The organism is Reichenbachiella sp., assembly GCF_965223055.1.
GTDB lineage: Bacteria > Bacteroidota > Bacteroidia > Cytophagales > Cyclobacteriaceae > Reichenbachiella.
In genome coordinates this window covers 985949-1005081 of the sequence record NZ_CBDCVM010000012.1, presented here as the reverse complement: position 1 = coordinate 1005081, position 19133 = coordinate 985949, and the positions used below count along the sequence as shown (strand labels likewise).

Annotated in this window: 18 protein-coding genes; 10 read left to right on the top strand and 8 right to left on the bottom strand. The window is 39.6% G+C overall.

What is annotated here, in order from left to right:
- Positions 1-107: 107 nt before the first annotated feature.
- From ACOQO5_RS19775 to ACOQO5_RS19760, 4 genes are all read left to right on the top strand, one after another.
- Positions 108-485, top strand: a complete 378-nt coding sequence (locus ACOQO5_RS19775; protein WP_420583441.1) for a BlaI/MecI/CopY family transcriptional regulator — start codon at positions 108-110, stop codon at positions 483-485.
- Positions 475-1725 (top strand): M56 family metallopeptidase, encoded by a 1251-nt coding sequence (locus ACOQO5_RS19770; RefSeq protein WP_420583413.1) that lies wholly within the window; start codon positions 475-477, stop codon positions 1723-1725. Before ACOQO5_RS19775 ends, ACOQO5_RS19770 begins: the two co-directional genes overlap by 11 nt.
- Before the next feature lie 142 nt (positions 1726-1867).
- Entirely contained in the window at positions 1868-2665 is a 798-nt protein-coding gene (locus tag ACOQO5_RS19765; RefSeq protein ID WP_420583412.1) for a hypothetical protein, read from the top strand.
- Complete coding sequence (locus ACOQO5_RS19760) at positions 2655-3170, top strand: hypothetical protein (protein ID WP_420583411.1); 516 nt, start codon at positions 2655-2657, stop codon at positions 3168-3170. Before ACOQO5_RS19765 ends, ACOQO5_RS19760 begins: the two co-directional genes overlap by 11 nt.
- On the opposite strand, the gene ACOQO5_RS19755 is transcribed toward ACOQO5_RS19760, so the two are convergent.
- The 6 genes from ACOQO5_RS19755 to infC form a co-directional block, all read right to left on the bottom strand.
- Positions 3171-3815, bottom strand: coding sequence for a hypothetical protein (locus ACOQO5_RS19755; RefSeq protein WP_420583410.1), 645 nt, complete (start codon positions 3813-3815; stop codon positions 3171-3173).
- Positions 3816-3819: 4 nt separating this feature from the next.
- Positions 3820-4455 carry a DUF998 domain-containing protein gene (locus ACOQO5_RS19750; protein WP_420583409.1) on the bottom strand — a complete coding sequence of 212 codons (636 nt, stop codon included), beginning with the start codon at positions 4453-4455 and terminating at the stop codon, positions 3820-3822.
- Between the two features lie 65 nt (positions 4456-4520).
- Positions 4521-5378: a TolB family protein gene (locus tag ACOQO5_RS19745; RefSeq protein WP_420583408.1), complete on the bottom strand. Its 858-nt coding sequence runs from the start codon at positions 5376-5378 to the stop codon at positions 4521-4523.
- A gap of 145 nt (positions 5379-5523) precedes the next feature.
- Entirely contained in the window at positions 5524-5868 is a 345-nt protein-coding gene (gene rplT, locus ACOQO5_RS19740; protein ID WP_420583407.1) for a 50S ribosomal protein L20, read from the bottom strand.
- Positions 5869-5968: 100 nt separating this feature from the next.
- Positions 5969-6163, bottom strand: a complete 195-nt coding sequence (gene rpmI, locus ACOQO5_RS19735; RefSeq protein WP_420583406.1) for a 50S ribosomal protein L35 — start codon at positions 6161-6163, stop codon at positions 5969-5971.
- A 20-nt stretch (positions 6164-6183) separates the two neighbouring features.
- Positions 6184-6744 carry a translation initiation factor IF-3 gene (infC, locus tag ACOQO5_RS19730; protein ID WP_420583440.1) on the bottom strand — a complete coding sequence of 187 codons (561 nt, stop codon included), beginning with the start codon at positions 6742-6744 and terminating at the stop codon, positions 6184-6186.
- 315 nt (positions 6745-7059) lie between these two features.
- Between infC and ACOQO5_RS19725 the strand changes: the two genes are divergently transcribed.
- Genes ACOQO5_RS19725 through nadE form a run of 4 tightly spaced genes read left to right on the top strand, consistent with a single transcriptional unit; the run spans position 7060 to position 11203 of the window.
- A complete protein-coding gene (locus ACOQO5_RS19725) occupies positions 7060-7296 on the top strand; it encodes an acyl carrier protein (protein ID WP_084373960.1) in 237 nt (78 codons plus the stop codon).
- A 32-nt stretch (positions 7297-7328) separates the two neighbouring features.
- Positions 7329-8582: a beta-ketoacyl-ACP synthase II gene (gene fabF / locus ACOQO5_RS19720; protein ID WP_420583405.1), complete on the top strand. Its 1254-nt coding sequence runs from the start codon at positions 7329-7331 to the stop codon at positions 8580-8582.
- A gap of 23 nt (positions 8583-8605) precedes the next feature.
- Complete coding sequence (gene rnc / locus ACOQO5_RS19715; RefSeq protein ID WP_420583439.1) at positions 8606-9322, top strand: ribonuclease III; 717 nt, start codon at positions 8606-8608, stop codon at positions 9320-9322.
- Positions 9323-9340: 18 nt separating this feature from the next.
- Positions 9341-11203, top strand: coding sequence for an NAD(+) synthase (gene nadE / locus ACOQO5_RS19710; protein WP_420583404.1), 1863 nt, complete (start codon positions 9341-9343; stop codon positions 11201-11203).
- Here the strand turns inward: nadE and ACOQO5_RS19705 are convergent.
- Positions 11200-11694 carry a hypothetical protein gene (locus ACOQO5_RS19705; RefSeq protein ID WP_420583403.1) on the bottom strand — a complete coding sequence of 165 codons (495 nt, stop codon included), beginning with the start codon at positions 11692-11694 and terminating at the stop codon, positions 11200-11202. The genes nadE and ACOQO5_RS19705 overlap by 4 nt on opposite strands.
- A 148-nt stretch (positions 11695-11842) precedes the next feature.
- Between ACOQO5_RS19705 and smc the strand changes: the two genes are divergently transcribed.
- Complete coding sequence (smc, locus tag ACOQO5_RS19700) at positions 11843-15391, top strand: chromosome segregation protein SMC (RefSeq protein WP_420583402.1); 3549 nt, start codon at positions 11843-11845, stop codon at positions 15389-15391.
- On the opposite strand, the gene ACOQO5_RS19695 is transcribed toward smc, so the two are convergent.
- Positions 15333-16589: a hypothetical protein gene (locus tag ACOQO5_RS19695; protein WP_420583401.1), complete on the bottom strand. Its 1257-nt coding sequence runs from the start codon at positions 16587-16589 to the stop codon at positions 15333-15335. The two genes, smc and ACOQO5_RS19695, sit on opposite strands and share 59 nt — an antisense overlap.
- A gap of 178 nt (positions 16590-16767) precedes the next feature.
- Here ACOQO5_RS19695 and ACOQO5_RS19690 point away from each other — a divergent pair, with 178 nt between their 5' ends.
- A complete protein-coding gene (locus ACOQO5_RS19690; RefSeq protein ID WP_420583400.1) occupies positions 16768-19131 on the top strand; it encodes a family 20 glycosylhydrolase in 2364 nt (787 codons plus the stop codon).
- Positions 19132-19133: the final 2 nt, after the last annotated feature.

Sequence of the window (19133 nt, the reverse complement as noted above, 5' to 3'; positions counted from 1 at the left end):
TGTTTACACCTCCTACAGGACTAAAACCAATACTTTAGTTAAATAATTATCTTTTTAGTTGTATAACTAATTATATAGTTATAAGATTGTGAAGAAATTAGAATATGATGAAAGAACTCACAAAAGCAGAAGAACAAGTAATGAAAGTACTCTGGCAGATAGAACGTGGAGTAGTGCACGATATCATTGCCAAGCTTCCAGACCCTAAGCCAGCTTACAATACGGTTTCAACCATTGTAAGAATTCTCGAAACCAAGGAATTTGTGAATCACAAGGCCTACGGTAAAACTTATGAATACTTCCCCATCGTAGCTAAAAAAGACTACTCTAAGTTCTACTTGTCCAACTTTATGGATGGCTACTTTGGAGGTTCCTTTAAGAATTTGGTATCCTTCTTCGCTGAAGAGAACAATTTGGATGTGAATGAATTAAATGAGTTAGTTGAATTAGCAAAAAAAGACACTAAACCTGGCCATGATAAATAGTATACCCAACTATCTGTTTGAATCAAGCATTGCACTAGGTGTATTTAGCTTATTCTATCTCATAGCACTCCAACGAGAGAAGTCTTTCAAATTCAATCGCTTCTATTTATTAGGTAGCGTTGGCCTTTCATTAATCATTCCATTGATCTCCTTTAGCTTTGAAAGCTTACCATCTTCTTTCGTAGCAGGTACAATTTTTCTAGATCCAGTAGCCATGGGGGCTAACTCTACCTCCCAAGGGTTGAATTTCCTCTCCTACTTACCTTGGATATACATTTCTGCTTCAACCATTCTACTGGCCAAATTGATTGGAAGGACCACAACGCTATTATTGAACAGGCATCAATCACAAAAGAAAGATCAGTTACGTCTACGAATCGTTACAGACAGTGCTGAAGCCTATACTTTTCTCGATACTGTTTTTTTAGGCAGTCAACTTTCCACCGATGAGCAAAACGTCATACTCAGCCATGAGAAAGTACATGCCAAGGAATGGCACTCCTTAGATATTCTATTCTTTGAATTGATTACTGCCCTGCTATGGATCAACCCGTTTGTATATATCATCAAGAAATTAGCACGAATCAATCATGAATATCTAGCAGATGCCCAAGCGATCCAAAACGCGAATAGGGAGTCCTATATTCAAACCCTGGCGGCACATACCATCCGATCACAAGGCTATGAATTGGCACACACCTTTCACACCTCGTCGACACTAAATAGAATTAAAATGATAAATCAACAAAACAATCAAACTATGAAAATCAAACAAATAATCCCTTTCGTCTTAGCATTAGGGTTAGTACTGACCTTTGGATGCGAAGATGCTGTAGAACAGCTCAGTGAAATGAATGATCCAGAAGCAGCAAAAGCCATCGCACAAGTTCAAACATCGACCGTAAAAAAAGCAGAAGGTCTGGAGGGAGTATATGACCAAGTGGAAGTCCTACCCGATCCCAGCGGCGGTATGACTGAGTTTTATCAATGGGTCGCTGAGCATATGGAATACCCTACACAGGCCAGAAAAGAGGGCATAGAAGGCAAAGTGTTCATCCAATTCATAGTAGACGAAACTGGACAACTCACTGAAGTAAAATCTATCAAAGGCATTGGTGCCGGCTGTGATGCTGAGGCTGTACGAGTCATGAAATCTGCTGCAAAATGGGCCCCAGGTCAGGTGGATGGCAAGCCAGTAAAAGTACGTATGATACTGCCTGTAACATTCAAATTGAGTTAATTCTCCTGACACAGTAAAAATTGAGGCTTTGGTCCGACCAGGATCAAAGCCTTTTTTATCCCTTGCCTTATTTCTCGTCATTTTGAATCAAAAACCCGACCTTATATTTTGAATTAATTATCACTGTATTATCATTGGCACTGTGAAAGGATGGAAACTTCTGATATGGGTGCTTGTGATACTGTTTATCAATAAATCAGTGATTATATCCCTGTGGAAAGAAACATCCAATTTTGCTCTTACATCCTGTGAAGAAATCAGCTACACAAGTAATCAGAAGATTCAGCATCAACGTGCTTGGGAAGATCGAAAATACCAGATGGACTATTGCTTGTCCTATGAAATAGGAAATCAGCAGCACGAAAAATCCTCACAATTCAAAAACGATCTATCCGATCCAAAGGCACACTCCTACCCGCAATTCTGGGGTAAAGTCTACAGGCAATTAGCCGAATCCGATCAAGTTTATCTAGAACAAGTAATAGATTCTTTAAGTCTATTATCAGAATCAGATTCATTAGACTATTCGTCCTTTGCCCATGCCGTCGTAAAAATGGTTCAGGATATCCCTTACCAATATATTGTATCTGGTCCCTGTACAAACGAACATAAGGATCACCCCTGCTATAGCAACCAACGCTATGGCCTAACATCCCCAGTCGAATTCTTATATACGCTAAAAGGAGATTGTGATTCCCGAACTGTATTGATATATACATTGCTCAGACACTTTAATTATGATCCTGTCATTCTAATCAGCAAAGAATACAGGCATTCTATGCTTGCATTGAATATTCCAGCAGCTGGAGAGTTTCTATCCATTGCAGGCGAAAAATACTACTTTTGGGAGACCACGGCAACGGGCTGGGAACCCGGAATCATTCCACCTGGAATGGATAACAAAAAATATTGGGATATAGCTTTAAAACATGAACTCTAACGTATTCTTTTTAGGTATCATAGAAATTCTCTCAGCTATCAGTATGGGGCTGGTCATTTTATCTACGACCTACAAAATCCTCAAATGGTATGGAAAGAAAAGGTTCAATATTGGACATAACAACTTAGCCTATAGCATTTTCATAGCCAGTGTACTATTTGGCATGGGCTTGATGGTAAGTGGCACCATCGAACCTATTGTTTCTTCCTTTAGATTGTTATCTAATTCTGAAGAAAGCAGTACCCAGCTATTTCTCTCTTTTTTATTTAGAGGTGGACTTTATATCCTAATTGCTTATTCTGCCGGACTAGCCATAAGTTTGATGGGTATTATGATTTATTCAAAACTAACACCCATCGATGAGTTCGTGGAAATGAAAAACAACAATATTGGTGTTGCGATTATTTCCAGTGCTATTATTATTACTTTAATTCTTCTCACAAAAGATGGTGTAGCACTGGTCATAGAATCCCTAATCCCTTACCCTGAGTTACCACCCCGGTAGTTAATTTTGTTGATCAACGAAAAGAAGTGTATCTGAAAAGATATTGTTAGCTATCAGTCGGCTAAATTCATTAGTCGTCCATTGGACTTCGAAATAATCTTCTTCATTGTTAGAAAGAATAGGATTAATGTCTTGTTCAATCATGGCGTCTATGTTTGGATAAGTGACTACTACTTTTTGTTGTTCTGTCACTCCCATCAAAAATAATTCCCACCAGTCATTGTCACCTTTCACATTGAGCACAAACTGATCCCCCACTTGTCGAAGAAATGCCTTCCTTCCAAGTTGGACTTCTAAAATTTCTCTGATTTCATAATAAATAGAATCATTCTTAATCTCAAACGTGGTACCAACTCCTAAGATCTGTTGCCTAATAGAATCATACGGATATACTTTATCCCCAATAAATAAAGCATATGCGGTTGTATCTCTTTTAGTATAGGGCAAGGACAACGTACTATATTCTATGTTGGCAAAAAAATACTTAGCCACTATCAATGAATCTTGCCCATCCGTCCAAACTCCTTGAAATGGCTCTGGAAATGCATATATATTTCGTGCATTAATCGGCTGAGGTCGGTCAAAGTATTGTTGACTACATGCCGATGAAATTACCAAAAGAATAATCAATAATTTAACATACATAGTATCAAGATTTATGACTATCAGCCAAAATTGCCCCGCCTTTTGTCAACCAAGAAAAACCAAAGGCAATTAAAGCAGCTGTTTCTGCCCAGAAAGTATATTCGAAATCCGACTCTGGCCAGAGCATACTAAATAATGGGATACTAACGATACAAAAAATAATGGCCCACCCACAAAATCTATAAATCCGATCTCGTGACTTCTTTTCAGGCGTTCTGTTTGAATCATCATCATCCTTGGTCTTGGTAAAGAGCACCAAAGAGAAAATAGCAAAAGTGAGAAACAATGAAGCCGCACAGGCATAATGAACCCAACCTATCGCGTCAATATCCCCAACCTTTGTTGTGGGAAACCATGCCACACCAATAGCAAAGACTCCAGCGCAATTGCCTGCCCAATCATCTCTCCAGTCAAATCCAGTATAGAAAAACATAAAAAGAGCTACAGCACACAAAGCACCAATAAAAACACGGCCCATGGTAGAATAATAATAATGGCTGATAGATTCCCATGAATTACCATCCAAAACATGCGTTCCAATAAGCAGTATAAATGGTAATAAGACACCTATCCATCCAACGGTTTTGCGCAAAGCAAGATAAGAATACGTGTGATCAAGGTACTTTTTAGGAGTAGACATGGTAAGTTAGGTTTGGTTGTAGATAATGGAAGTTAGAAAAACTAACGATAACTAACAACCTCTCATTAATTCAACTCCACCACCACAATCTCATAATTACCTCCTCGATAGGCTGTAATCAAAAGCTTCTTTCCATCTGGCGACCAATTCGGCAAAGTATCTCCTTCCTCATTATAGGTGATTTGTCTCGCATCCGAACCATCTGCATTCATTAAAAAAATCTCAGGTCTACCATCTGGAATGGATTGTGCATAAGCAATTTGTTTTCCGTCTGGTGACCAACTGGGGCAAAAATTATGTGCTGGCCAATGAGTCAGCCTTTTTAAATTCATCCCTTCAATATCCATGGTATAAATCTCATCGTCTTCATTATTGGTTTCATGTCTCGAAAAAAATAACAGTTGAGATCCATCTGGCGACCAGCGAGGATAAAAAGTTCTTAAACCGGTATCCATTATTACATTTTGTTTCCCTCTCTCTACGTCAAGTGTTATCAATTGACTTGATGTTTCACTCATTCTTAGTGCATAGGCAATTGATTTTCCATCTTGTGAGTAACTGGCAAATATCGGAGTTCCTGTCGTATTGGGAATTTCAATTTGTTGAATACTCAGATCAGCCAGTTCAATTTGAAAAAGCTCAAATTTTCCAGACTGATTTGATTCAAAGAGCACATAGCGTCCATTAGGGTGCCAAGAAGGGCGACGCTCATCAAAATTTTCTGTGGTTAATTGTCTTACATGATTTCCATCCGCATTCATTAGGAATACATCCCAATTGCCATTTCTGTTTGACGCAAACAATATCTGCGTCCCATCTGGAGAATAACTGGCATACCGATCATCAGCAGGGTGATTAGTTAAATTATCTTCTTTGGGCTCCTGATAAAAAAGAAATAAAAGACAGATTAAAATACTGTTCATAATTTTCCTAATACTTCATTTATACAAAAAAGATTACAGCAATTAATCAGTCACTGTTTCTAACCATCGAACAGTAAATATTAGGCAATAAAAAACCCTGACGTCCTTTCGGAGCCAGGGTCTTAATTTCTATTAAGTAGTCAGCTTATTTCAACTGATCCACTACTGCTTTGAAAGCTTCTGGGTGATTCATTGCTAAATCAGCCAATACTTTTCTATTTAATTGAATATCAGAGGCAGTCAATTTGCCCATGAACTGAGAGTAAGACAAACCGTGCTCTCTTGCACCAGCGTTGATTCTCTGAATCCACAATTTTCTGAATTCTCTTTTCTTAACTTTTCTGTCTCTGTATGCGTAGTTGAGACCTTTTTCAACGGCGTTTTTAGCAACCGTCCATACATTCTTTCTTCTTCCGAAATAACCCTTGGCTAATTTCAGAACCTTTTTTCTGCGAGCTCTACTCGCTACTGTGTTTACCGATCTTGGCATAATTTTTAACTTTTTTGATTATTGGCGACCTCACTTCCGTCAGATACTTATGAACCAATACTCTGGTGAAAATTTGAACCTAACCTCGTCCTTGACGTGATTAAATGTTTAGCATAGCTTTTACATTAGCTTCATCTGACTTGTGGACTAAGCCCATTTTAGTCAAGTTTCGCTTCTGCTTGGTTTCTTTCTTAGTCAAGATGTGGCTTTTGAAAGCGTGCTTTCTTTTGATTTTACCAGATCCTGTCAGCTTAAACCTTTTTTTAGCTCCTGCTTTAGTTTTAACTTTTGGCATTTGTATATATTGATAAAAAATTAATTCTTCTTTTGAACCTTTGGAGAAAGCATCAAAAACATTCGTTTTCCTTCTAATTTTGGAAGCTGCTCCACCTTGGCATGTTCTTCGAGAGACTGAGCAAATTTCAATAACAAAATTTCTCCTCTATCCTTGAACACAATAGTCCGGCCCACAAAGTGTACATAGGCTTTCACCTTTGCACCCTCCTTCAAAAACTTGATGGCATGCTTTAATTTAAAATTAAAATCATGGTCATCAGTATTAGGACCGAATCGGATCTCCTTCAATACGCTTTTGTGCGCCTTGGATTTGATCTCCTTTTGTTTCTTCTTTTGTTCGTACTTAAACTTAGAATAATCGGTAATCTTACAAACTGGAGGATCAGCGTTAGGTGAAATCTCCACTAAGTCCAACCCCTGATCTTTCGCCATGTTAATGGCTTGTGAAGTCGGATATACATCGACCTTTACATTTTCACCTACCACCCTAACTTCTCTGGCAGTGATTCGATCATTTACTTTGTAGGGTTCTTCGACACGACCTCTAAAGCCACGTCTTTGGAATCTTTGTTTAGCGATTTTTACTTAAGTTTTAGATTAACAAAATTTTTCGAGGTGCAAATATCGACATTATTTATAGAAAAACAATAATGACGCTTTGTATTCACACATTTATTTACATCTATGATCAGTAATTCAGACCATATTTTCAAATATAACTCCTCAGGCCTTATACACCTTATTGTAAAGCACAATTTTTCAAATCAATTTTCACCCCAAAAACAGCGGAAATTCTCCCCCTTTTTACCACTTTTTGAGATTGCTAAAATTAGTTTGGCATTAATACTTTAAATATCTTTCTTTGCACAGATTTTTAAACCAAACAATAATAAAATGTCTGATATAGCACAAAAAGTTAAATCAATTATTATCGACAAGTTAGGAGTAGAAGAGTCTGAAGTAAGCAACGAAGCGAGCTTCACAAACGACTTGGGTGCTGACTCTTTGGACACTGTCGAATTGATTATGGAATTTGAAAAGGAATTCAATATTTCTATTCCAGACGATCAAGCTGAAAATATCGGTACTGTAGGACAGGCTATCGAATACCTAGAAGCGAACGCAAAGTAATTTAAACATACCTAAACAGGGAACTAACATTTATGCAATTAAAGCGAGTTGTAGTTACCGGCATTGGAGCTCTCACACCTATAGGGAATACCGCCGCAGAGTATTGTCAAGGACTTTCTAAAGGTGTGAGCGGCGCTGCTCCCATCACCCGTTTCGACGCGGAAAAATTTAAAACCAAGTTTGCATGTGAAGTGAAAAATTACGACCCGAACGATCACTTTGATCGTAAGGATGCCCGTAAGATGGATCTATTCACACAGTTTGCTCACATTGTAGCAGACGAAGCTGTTTTAGACGCCGGACTTGATCTGGATAAACTAGACAGTAACAGAGCTGGTGTAATATGGGGAGCTGGCATTGGTGGACTGAAAACTTTTCAAGACGAAGTGATGAACTTCGCTGGAGGTGATGGAACACCTAGATACAACCCTTTCTTCATTCCGAAGATGATTGCTGATATAGCCCCTGGTATGATTTCTATTAAGTATGGCTTTAGAGGGCCAAACTTCACTACAGTGAGTGCTTGTGCCTCTGGAACTAATGCCATCATCGACTCATACAACTACATTCGATTGGGAATGGCAGATGTATTTATTACCGGCGGGTCAGAAGCTGCAGTATGCGAATCTGGTGTCGGTGGATTCAATGCATTGAAAGCATTATCCGAAAGAAATGATTCTCCAGAAACAGCCTCAAGGCCATTTGACAAAGACAGAAATGGATTTGTATTGGGTGAAGGTGCTGCGTCATTAATATTGGAGGACTATGATCACGCCGTAGCGCGTGGCGCAAAGATCTATGCCGAATTGATCGGAAGCGGTATGTCAGCTGATGCCTATCATATGACTGCCCCACACCCTGAGGGAATTGGCGCAACCAACGTTATGCTGAATGCATTGAAAGATGCGAATTTAAAGCCGGAAGATGTTGATTACATCAATGTTCATGGTACTTCGACCCCACTTGGTGATGTGAGTGAATCTATGGCAATACAAAATGTATTCAAAGAGCACGCCTACAACTTAAACATTTCATCTACTAAATCAATGACTGGTCACCTGTTGGGTGCAGCCGGTGCCATTGAAGCGGCAGCATGTGTGATGGCTATTCAAAATGGAGAAGTTCCTCCTACCATCAACCATTTTACCGATGATGAAGCATTCGATCCTAAGTTGAATTTCACGTTTAACAAATCCCAAAAAAGAGACGTAAAGGTAGCACTAAGCAATACCTTCGGATTTGGAGGTCATAATACTTCCATCATTTTCCGTAAATTTGAAGGGTAATTTGTAAACTAATTTAAGAGCCGCTGGTATTATTCAGAAACGCTAAAGACCGGAAGTTTGCCGTTTTATTAAAACGAATCATTGGATTTAATCCATCCAACCTGAAATTGTATGCCCTAGCCATGAGGCACAGTTCTGCGGCGCAAGAAAGTCGTAAAGGGTTCTTAGAATCTAACGAACGCCTGGAATATTTGGGAGATGCTGTTTTAGGAATGGCTGTGGCTGAATACCTATTCAACAAATATCCATTTAAGGATGAAGGGTTTCTCACTGAGGTTCGTTCCAGAATGGTCAATCGTGAACATTTGAATCAGCTGGCTCGAAAAATTGGTCTAGCTGATGTCATCAAATACAATGGCCAGCTCAAAGCCAATGGACAGTCATTCAAATCTATTTATGGCGATGCTCTGGAAGCACTAGTTGGGGCAGTTTATCTCGACAAAGGTTTTGCAGCAACCAAACAATTTATCTTCAAAATGTTGATCATCCCACACATAGATTTGGATGAAATCATCAACAACAACACCAACTTCAAAAGTAAAATCATAGAGTGGTCACAAAAAGAAAACAAAGACCTTCGTTTTGAAGTAGAAGAACAAGACAATCAAAAACATTTCAAGAAATTTGAAGCTAAGGTATTTGTGGGAAAGAAGGAAATCAGCGTCGGTCATGGGTTGAGCAAGAAAAAAGCTGAACAGAACGCTGCCGAAAAGTCCTGTCAAGTACTGAAAATTGAATAGAACTTTCGAAATCGACTCATGAGCCATACCCGAATCGCTGGCGCCTGCCTCAACCAAACTCCAATAGACTGGGTCAATAATGTCACCAACATTAAGAATGCAATCAAGGAAGCTCAAAAAGAGCAGGTAAAAATACTTTGCCTTCCAGAACTATGCATTACTGCTTATGGCTGTCAGGATCTTTTTCTCAGCGAATGGCTCATAGAAGAGGCTGTCAATCAATTATTGACCATTGCTCCAATTTGCAAAAACATCGCTGTCGCTGTTGGACTTCCTATCAAACTTGATCATAAAACGTACAACACCACCTGCCTCATCCAAAATGGAGAAATTCTAGGCTTTTATGCCAAACAAATATTGGCCAATGATGGCATTCATTATGAGACAAGATGGTTTTCTCCATGGCCTAGCGGAGTAGAAAAAACTATAACAATTAACGAAAAAAAATATCCTATAGGGGATTTGACCTTTCAAATAGAAGGCATCCATGTGGGTTTTGAAATCTGTGAAGATGCCTGGAACGAGACCAGACCTGCCTGTAGACTCTATGAAAAAGGTGTAGATTTAATCCTGAATCCGAGTGCGAGTCATTTTGCTTTTGGAAAACATAAAGTCCGGGAGAATCTCATTGTATCTAGTAGTCTCAATTTTGAATGTCATTACCTATATACCAATCAGCTGGGCAATGAATCCGGCAGAGTCATTTATGATGGAGATATTATTTTGGCGAGTCATGGGCAGTTATTAGCCACCAATAAAAGGCTCTCCTTTCTCCCCTTCCAATTGATGACTTTTGATATTGACGTCAAAAACAAAAAGTACAATCAGACCGACCATGTAGATGAAATTGACAATAACCGTGACTTTGCCAAGGCCGCCTCTTTAGGCTTATTTGATTATCTCAGGAAAAGCAGAGCCAAAGGCTATTCTTTGTCTTTGAGTGGCGGTGCAGATTCCTCATCTATAGCTGTGTTAGTGGCTGAACTAGTTCGAAATGGGGTGAAAGAACTTGGTGCAGAGTCGTTTACTAAAGCAGTCGGGCAAGAAATTGAGGAGGTTCAGAGTCTAACAGAAGAGGTCGCCGTCAAACACCTGGTAAACAAAATTCTAATCACTGCGTACCAAGGCACGAAAAACTCTTCTGAGGATACTTTGAATTCCGCCAAGTCTTTGGCGGAATCGATTGGTGCCCAGTTCAAACAGTGGACTGTAGATGATGTGGTAGCAAACAATCATGATATCATCGAGCATGCCATTGGTCGGAAGCTGACTTGGGAGCAGGATGATATTGCCATGCAAAATATTCAAGCCCGCACCAGATCTCCATTGATCTGGATGATCGCCAATATTACGGGTACCATTCTACTTACCACCTCCAATCGTAGTGAAGGCGATGTGGGATACACCACCATGGATGGAGACACCAGTGGAAGTTTGGCACCTATTGCTGGAGTGGACAAACCCTTTTTGTTACAATGGCTTAAGTATGCAGAAAAAGAATTGGGTTATTCGGGATTATCTCATGTAAACAGCCTGACGCCTACCGCCGAATTGCGCCCCAAAGAGTATACTCAAACTGATGAAGATGATCTAATGCCTTATCCAATCATGGTTCAGATAGAAAGGCTGGGCATCTTTCAAAGAAAATCTCCTTTAGAAGTATATAAAACGCTGGATCAAGAATTGAGCATTGATTCAGATTTACTAAAAAGCTACATTAAAAAATTCTACAAGCTCTGGTCGATCAACCAATGGAAACGAGAACGTCTGGCTCCATCCTTTCATCTGGATGACTTCAATGTAGACCCTAAAACATGGTGTAGGTTCCCTATTTTATCAGGAAGCTTTTCAGAAGAGTTAAAAGCGCTTGACGAAATTTAATACTTTCTATCTAATACTTCTTTGAGCACCATTGCCTTACGAACACCATCGTAATCAGAAAGCATTTCTTCAATATCTCCAGCCATACCTTCTTCCTCCTCCTCTTCTACAGCAAAGTGAATATCTCTTTGAAATTCTGGCTTTTTCCTTTCCAATGGTTTGTGAGGCACAATATCAATGAAATCATCTTCATCCAGTGCTTCGATGTTTTTCTTTTGATAATCCACAAGCTCCGTAGCCAATACAGGTTCTGGTGCAGGCTTCAGAGGCTCTGCTTTTTCTTCTTTAGTAAAAGCCGGTGTTTGCTCTCCCGTTAGTTCTTTTAGAATATCTTCAAAAGTTGGTGCAGGCTTTTTAGGAGGTTTTGGTGTATCCAATTCCTCGTATTGATCCACTTCAGCCGGAATATCCTGATTTTTCTTCTTGCCAAATAGTTTTGATAAAACGTAAATAGCGCCTAAAACCAAGTAGTACAGTATCGAATCGTCCATGGGTCAAATGTAATTAAAATTCATCGATTGCAGACCATTTTCATCCTGTTGAAAATGTGGTTTAATTGTTAATAAGTTTGATATTCCCTCCGATTGACCTTTCGGAAATAATTCTAAATTTGTTGGTTCTGAAAAAAGTGTATACTGCATGCAACTGACCAAGTTAGAGATTAAAGGATTCAAAAGTTTTGGTGACAAGGTGGTTATCAACTTTGATGAAGGCATTACGGGAATTGTGGGGCCTAATGGCTGTGGAAAGTCTAATGTAGTAGACTCCATTCGTTGGGTTTTAGGAGAGCAAAAGGTAAAGTCCTTGCGATCCGAAAAAATGGACAACATCATTTTTAACGGAACAAAAAACCGTAAACCCACCCAGCTCGCAGAAGTATCTCTTTCATTTAAAAACACAAAAAACCTCCTTCCTACCGAATATTCAAATGTGACTATCACCAGACGATACTACCGCTCTGGAGAAAGTGAATACCAACTCAATGGAGTTACCTGTAGACTAAAAGACATTACCAGTCTATTCCTCGACACGGGTATAGCCTCTAATAGTTATGCCATCATCGAACTAGGAATGGTAGACAACATTTTGAATGACAAGGACAATTCACGCCGTGGATTGTTCGAGGAAGCAGCCGGAATTTCTAAGTTCAAGATTCGCAAAAAAGAAACGCTAAGAAAACTCAATGACACCGATGCCGATTTGGATCGTGTGGAAGATTTGCTTTTCGAAATAGAGAAAAACCTCAAGTCGCTCGAGCGCCAGGCTAAACAAGCTAAAAGGTACTATCAAATCAAAGAAGATTATAAAACCTATAGTGTAGAATTGGCTAAAACCACGCTACAGCAACAAAAAGAGAAACTTGAAAACTTAAAGAAGGCCACTGGAGAAAACAACGACAAAAAAACCAGCCTCAACAAACAGTTGGCTGAAAAAGAAGCTCAAACTGAAAAGTCTAAAGCAGATTTGGTGAGCAAAGAAAAAACGCTCGCCTCCAGGCAAAAAACACTCAACGAACATGTCAACAAAATCAGACAATACGAGAGTGAAAAGAAAATCAAAAACGAGCGCCAACGCTTCTTAAATGATCGAAGTGACAACCTCAAAGAGATCATCGAGCAGGATAGAAAAAGTAGTGAACGTGCCTCATTCTCTATCTCCAGCTTAAGCAAAGAAAAAATTACGTCTGAAAAAATTCTGAGTGAGATTTTTCACAAGCTTGAATCGTTGAAACAAGACTTCGAAGGTGAAAAAGAAAAAAACGAAGCGCTCAAAAATCAAGGAGAAGAGCTCAATCAAAACTTCATCAACAAGAAAGAAGAAGTTTATCAATTGATCAAATCACTTGAAATCAAATCGATTCAAGTAAGCGCACTCAAGCAAGAACTAGAAAAGGCTGCTACAGATACCTCTACAAAGACAGAAAATCTTCAGAATTTCGAAAAACGAATTGGTGAGATTGAATTAGAGAAAAAAGAGAAGCAAGAGCAATACGACTATCTTAAATCCAAAGATGAGGAACTCAAAAATCGAATTGCTCATTCAGAAAAAACGATTGAAGTCATCCGAGAAGAAATGACTCAGGTCAATAGAAAACTGGATGCTTCTCAGAATGAATACAATTTGACCAAGTCTCTGGTTGACAACCTGGAAGGATTTCCTGAAGCCATCAAATTCCTAAAAAAGGAAACCAGTTGGAGCAAGAACGCCCCACTCCTCTCGGATATACTTACTTGTCCAGAAGAATATCGAGTCACGGTAGAAAACTACCTTGAATCGTATATGAATTACTACATCGTAGAAACAGAAGCAGAAGCCTTCAAAGCCATTAACATTCTAAGTGAAGCATCTAAAGGAAAGGCACATTTCTTCATTTTGGATCGTTTTGAGAAATTTAAGCCTACTCAAACGGACTTCATTGAAAATGCTGTAGCTGCTACAGAAGTAGTAGAATACGACCCAAAATACAAGAAGCTCATTGGGTACATTCTCGATAATGTATACATCAGTAGCTTTGAAGATCCACAAGGCACCGATCATCGTGATACGGTTCTCATTACCAAAAACGGCAAAGCCATTGACAGACAATTCAGTATTTCTGGTGGATCTGTAGGCTTATTTGAAGGAAAGAGAATAGGTCGAGCGAAGAATCTTGAAAAGCTTTCCACTTCGATTAAGAAACTGACTACCAAACTCAACGAAGTTAAATCCAACCTGGAAGAAAAAGTCACTGACCTTAACCGACTTAAAGAAAACAACTACGAGGAGCAATTAGAACAAGTACAAATTGAACTGGCACAAATCAAGGAAGAGCACGTGTCCTTTGCCACCAAGCAAGAGCAATTTTCTAACCTACTGACTGAAAACACTAATAAGAGTGAGGACATTCTAGAAAACATCAATGCGCTCAACGAAGAAATAGCAGAACTCACACCAAAAAAGGAAACCGAACAAAAGTTGCTTGACGAACTAGAGCTAAAAAATACGAGTTTCAAAGAAGAATTGGTTTCTTACAACGAGCTCCTCAATGAAAAGTCAGCTGCTTTCAATCAGGAGAATATTCTCTATCATCAGCAGCAAAATAAGGTGGCAAGTATCGCTCAAGAAATCGCTCACAAAGAAGCCAACCTCGATTCGGCCAAGGAACGCATAGAGAAGAATCAATCGGAACTAAAACAGACCGATGAAGAAATTCGACAACTGGTAGAAAAATCCGACTCCAACGATGATCAGCTCATCGAAATGTACGAAGAAAAGGATTCCATCGAAACGGCAGTAACTGAGGCGGAAAAAGACTACTACGCCGAAAGAGAGCTGATAGAAACTGTAGAAAAAGAAGCTCGAGAAGTACAGCGCGAGCGCGAGCAAACGGACATGAATATCATGGAAGTCCAAAACGAGTTGAACGAAACTCGTCTTCAGCTTTCGAGCGTCAAAGAACGACTCTCCGTTGAGTTCAGCATTGACATTGATCAGTTGTTGATCGATGGCAACGAAGATGAAGAAAAGACTTCAGCGCTTAAAGACATGAGCGAAGAAGAACTCCGAGCTCATGTAGAAAAAATGAAAAGTCGCATGGATACCATGGGACCTATCAACCCAATGGCCATGGAGGCTTATGAAGAAATCAAAGAACGACATGATTTCATCATTACGCAAAAGGAAGATTTGCTCAAAGCGAAAGAGTCACTCATGGAAACCATCAGTGAAATCGATGCTGTAGCGAAGGAGACTTTTGTCGAAGCTTTTGAAAATATCAAGACCAACTTTATTCGTGTTTTCCGTTCGTTATTCACAGAAGAGGATCAATGTGATTTGAGGTTGTCAAACCCAGACGATCCTTTGGAATCTACAATTGAGATCATGGCGAAACCAAAGGGCAAAAGACCGTTGAGTATCAACCAGCTTTCTGGTGGGGAAAAGACGCTTACAGCCACTTCACTACTTTTCGCGATTTATCTATTGAAGCCCGCGCCATTCTGTATTTTTGATGAGGTAGATGCTCCATTGGATGATGCCAATATTGATAAGTTCAATAACATCATCCGTGACTTCTCAAGCGAATCTCAGTTTATCATTGTGACGCACAATAAACGTACTATGATCTCCACTGACGTTATTTATGGAGTAACTATGGTTGAGCAGGGGGTTTCGCGTGTGGTTCCTGTAGATCTAAAAGAGTTGGCTTAAAGAAAGTCGCTATTAACAGTAAAAATATCCCTAAGGCCATTATTCCTGAGAGGATAAACAGAGCAAAATAGGGATGCCACCAGCCCAGACCGCTCAATACCAAGATACATTCGGTACTTAAAAAACCGGAAACAATCAGCAGAACTCCAACTTTCGACAATGAATTTTCAGGAATCCACTTTTTGATTAGCAACCAGCAAAGGAAAAAGAAGGTCAGCACTCCGATCAAGCTTAGGTGCATAAAAGCCATCACTATATTCCTACTGAAAAAAGCCAATTCCTTCATTTGAGGCAATACCGAAATGCCTTGCAGCATGGTTTTCAATAAAAAGCTAAAAAATGAAATCAGCAATAAACAACGAACCCAAGAGCTCTTTTGCTTGAATTCCAATTGATAGATGGATAGAGATGTTGGCACAAAATAAACCAGGGCCATTCCTTGAAGTATAGCGGCAATAGCCGCGGGAACTCTCGCCCAATCCGAAAAGCTCATCCCCAGCAAAGACAAACCATAGGCTGGGACTACAGCCAATAACCATAAATAATAAAACCTGTTATTCGCCTTTATGTCAAGTTTAATCCCAGAACGTTCGATGAAAGAATAAAATAGTCCAATAGCCACAAAAACAAACCAACCGTTGTACTGAAAATGCAGGAAGAAATAGATCAGCGCATGGTAAAGCTCAGTTCCAGCCATACCTTTGGCTGACACTACCCCAATAAACCAAGGTGCAATAGACGAAACTATGCCCAACCACAAACCCGTTTTTATCCATTTCAAAGACAATACATGTGGGCCTGTTTTTTCTACGTCGATGAAAAATCTGTACGTAAACCAATAACTCAGCAATTGGAATAAGGAGGAAAATAAAATGGAGAAAAAAGCATAGCCCTGCAATGCAAATGACACAAGGATACCGACTATCACCAAACAGGTCATGCCAATCAACCATTGATACTTGTGTGATTTTATCTTTTGCCTGGGTATATACTCATGAGTAAGTATGACTACGAGCAATGTGTATATCCACCCTTGAAAAGCCACATGAGAATGTGAATGACGCAAATGTTCATAAGAAAAGGGAAGTTGTAAAAAACTAGCTCCACGTAGCAAAGCACCTATTACAGCGATGATTAAGAGAAAAACTAAACTCACTCTACTCCATCGTACAATTTCTGCATATTTTGAATTTGACACCTTCAAAAATATGCGTGTTATGAATCATTACAAAACCAAATTGGCATGAAGTTTCAGCTGAGATGGGATTAGGATATTAAGTGTATTATTCCCTCTTAGCCCTTATTATTCACCATTCAGCTAAATAAATTCAGTAAAATGCTTTTTGTCTATAGTCTTATAAGAACATTTAAAATACGTGGAAAGACAAAAGATGAAGATTCGTTACTTTTTGACCCTTACCTTACTGGTTTTTGCAGTTGTTTCTTGTAGAGAAAAATATACTCCGGCTTCGTACAATGAGGGTATAAATATTACTCCCAAGCCTCTGGCCTTGACTACAAACCAAGGTTCATTTACTATAAATGAATCCACTTCATTTGTAACAAACGGAGATGACAATATCATTTCAATAGCTGACTTCTTTTCTTTAAAACTAAAGCAATCAACTGGGCTGGACCTTATGTCTCAAAGTGAGATCAAGGATAACAATTTCATCTTATTGGCAATAGACCCCGAGCTAAAACTCAATGAAGAGGGGTATACATTGCACTCAACCAATAAAGGCGTTTCAATAAAAGCTACTTCTCCAAAAGGTATTTTCTATGGCTTGAGCACTTTGATGCAGCTCCTACCAGCGGAAGTAGAATCAAAATCATTGATCAATAATGTAGACTGGACAATTCCAGCAGTAGAAATAAAAGATGAGCCTCGGTTTTCCTGGCGTGGTTTTCATCTCGATGTTTGTCGCCATTTCATATCTCTTGATGAAGTAAAGAAGCATATCGACATGCTTTCCATTTTCAAAATAAACAAGTTTCATTGGCATTTAACAGAGGATCAAGGTTGGAGGATTGAAATCAAAAAATACCCTAAACTCACATCCATTGGAAGTACACGAACCGAGGCCGATGGTTCTACTCATGCTGGGTTTTATACACAAGATGAGATCAAAGAAGTAGTGGCCTATGCTGCTGAAAGATACATCGACGTGATTCCGGAAATAGAAATGCCTGGCCATGCTTTGGCTGCTTTGTCCGCCTATCCGGAACTATCATGTAATGAAGGTACTTATACACCAAGAATCATATGGGGAGTAGAAACGGATGTGTTCTGCGCAGGCAAAGAAGAGGTTTTTACGTTTCTTGAAGATGTAATTGAAGAAATCATCCCATTGTTTCCTTATGAATACTATCATATGGGCGGTGATGAGTCTCCAAAAGATCGATGGAAAACTTGTTCCAGATGCCAAAATAGAATGAAGAAAGAAAGCCTGCACGACGAGCATGAACTACAAAGCTATTTCATGGCCAGAATGGAGAATGTCCTCAAAACGCATGGTAAGAAAATGATTGGCTGGGATGAAATCCTTGAAGGAGGAATTTCAAAATCAGCCAATGTCATGTCCTGGAGAGGCGAAGAAGGTGGTATTGCCGCAGCCAATGCAGGCAATGACGTCATTATGGCGCCTGGTGCCTGGATGTACCTAGACAAGTACGAAGGAGATTATAAAATTGACCCTGTAAGTATTGGTGGCCTACTACCGATCGAAAAGGTTTACAACTATGAGCCAATTCCTGCTGATATTGACTCATCGAAAGCTCATCATGTGTTGGGAGCTCAGACTACTTTGTGGTCCGAGTATATCTACCAAGAAGAGTTGTCTGAATACAGAATGTACCCACGGGCACTTGCTTTGGCGGAATTGACCTGGACGGCTAAGGATAAAAAGGACTACACAGATTTTGAGCGACGACTCAACAACCAGATGGTGCGATTGGATGGCCATGACATGGATTATTACATCCCAATGCCAGAAGGGCCTACCTCGCAAATCGCATTCATAGATAGTGCAGTTTTAGAATTTAATACGCCACGTCCGGTAGACCGAATGGTGTACACGACGGATGGAAGCGAACCCAATCTGGCATCGCAGGTTTACCAGAACCCCTTAGTATTCGACACTGACGCGACACTCAAAATTGCCTCCGTATTACCACAAGGTAAAATGAGTAGAATCAGAACGATAGAAGTAGAAAAACAAGCCCTTGCTCCTGCCTTAGAAACAGCGGATGTAAAGCAGGGATTGACCACCAAAACAGCCTATGGCAACTTTTTGAGCACCACTGACCTAGAAGAGGTCGATGAGTGGAAAGAAAAACCATTGGACTCATTGGCTCAAGCTAACACAACCTTGTATTGGGGCTTTGTGATCGATAAAGAGCGATTCAGAGCTGAAATCATAGAGGGCTACATAGACATTCCTGAGGATGGGGTGTATTTCTTTGCTAGCAACCAAGACCAGGTTTGGATCGATGACGATTTGGTGATCAACAACGATGGTTATGTGAAAAGATTCTCTCAAAACGATGGATCAAAAGCCTTGGCCAAAGGACTACACAAATTGAAAGTAATCTATCTCAACAATGTGTACAGAGGTTGGGCTTCGGACTGGAATACCATTGAAGTGCAAATCAGAAAATCTACACATGAAGATTTTCAACCCATTACGGCAGATATGACTTTCACTAAAGGAAATTCAGAATTGCTGACTAGCAACTAAGC

What these genes read in the sequence shown, in the direction of transcription:
- ACOQO5_RS19775 (WP_420583441.1), top strand. Translation starts at nt 108, where the DNA reads ATGAAAGAACTCACAAAAGCAGAAGAACAAGTAATGAAAGTACTCTGG.
- ACOQO5_RS19770 (WP_420583413.1), top strand. Translation starts at nt 475, where the DNA reads ATGATAAATAGTATACCCAACTATCTGTTTGAATCAAGCATTGCACTA.
- ACOQO5_RS19760 (WP_420583411.1), top strand. Translation starts at nt 2,655, where the DNA reads ATGAACTCTAACGTATTCTTTTTAGGTATCATAGAAATTCTCTCAGCT.
- ACOQO5_RS19755 (WP_420583410.1), bottom strand. Translation starts at nt 3,815, where the DNA reads ATGTATGTTAAATTATTGATTATTCTTTTGGTAATTTCATCGGCATGT.
- ACOQO5_RS19750 (WP_420583409.1), bottom strand. Translation starts at nt 4,455, where the DNA reads ATGTCTACTCCTAAAAAGTACCTTGATCACACGTATTCTTATCTTGCT.
- ACOQO5_RS19745 (WP_420583408.1), bottom strand. Translation starts at nt 5,378, where the DNA reads ATGAACAGTATTTTAATCTGTCTTTTATTTCTTTTTTATCAGGAGCCC.
- rplT (WP_420583407.1), bottom strand. Translation starts at nt 5,868, where the DNA reads ATGCCAAGATCGGTAAACACAGTAGCGAGTAGAGCTCGCAGAAAAAAG.
- rpmI (WP_420583406.1), bottom strand. Translation starts at nt 6,163, where the DNA reads ATGCCAAAAGTTAAAACTAAAGCAGGAGCTAAAAAAAGGTTTAAGCTG.
- ACOQO5_RS19725 (WP_084373960.1), top strand. Translation starts at nt 7,060, where the DNA reads ATGTCTGATATAGCACAAAAAGTTAAATCAATTATTATCGACAAGTTA.
- fabF (WP_420583405.1), top strand. Translation starts at nt 7,329, where the DNA reads ATGCAATTAAAGCGAGTTGTAGTTACCGGCATTGGAGCTCTCACACCT.
- nadE (WP_420583404.1), top strand. Translation starts at nt 9,341, where the DNA reads ATGAGCCATACCCGAATCGCTGGCGCCTGCCTCAACCAAACTCCAATA.
- ACOQO5_RS19705 (WP_420583403.1), bottom strand. Translation starts at nt 11,694, where the DNA reads ATGGACGATTCGATACTGTACTACTTGGTTTTAGGCGCTATTTACGTT.
- smc (WP_420583402.1), top strand. Translation starts at nt 11,843, where the DNA reads ATGCAACTGACCAAGTTAGAGATTAAAGGATTCAAAAGTTTTGGTGAC.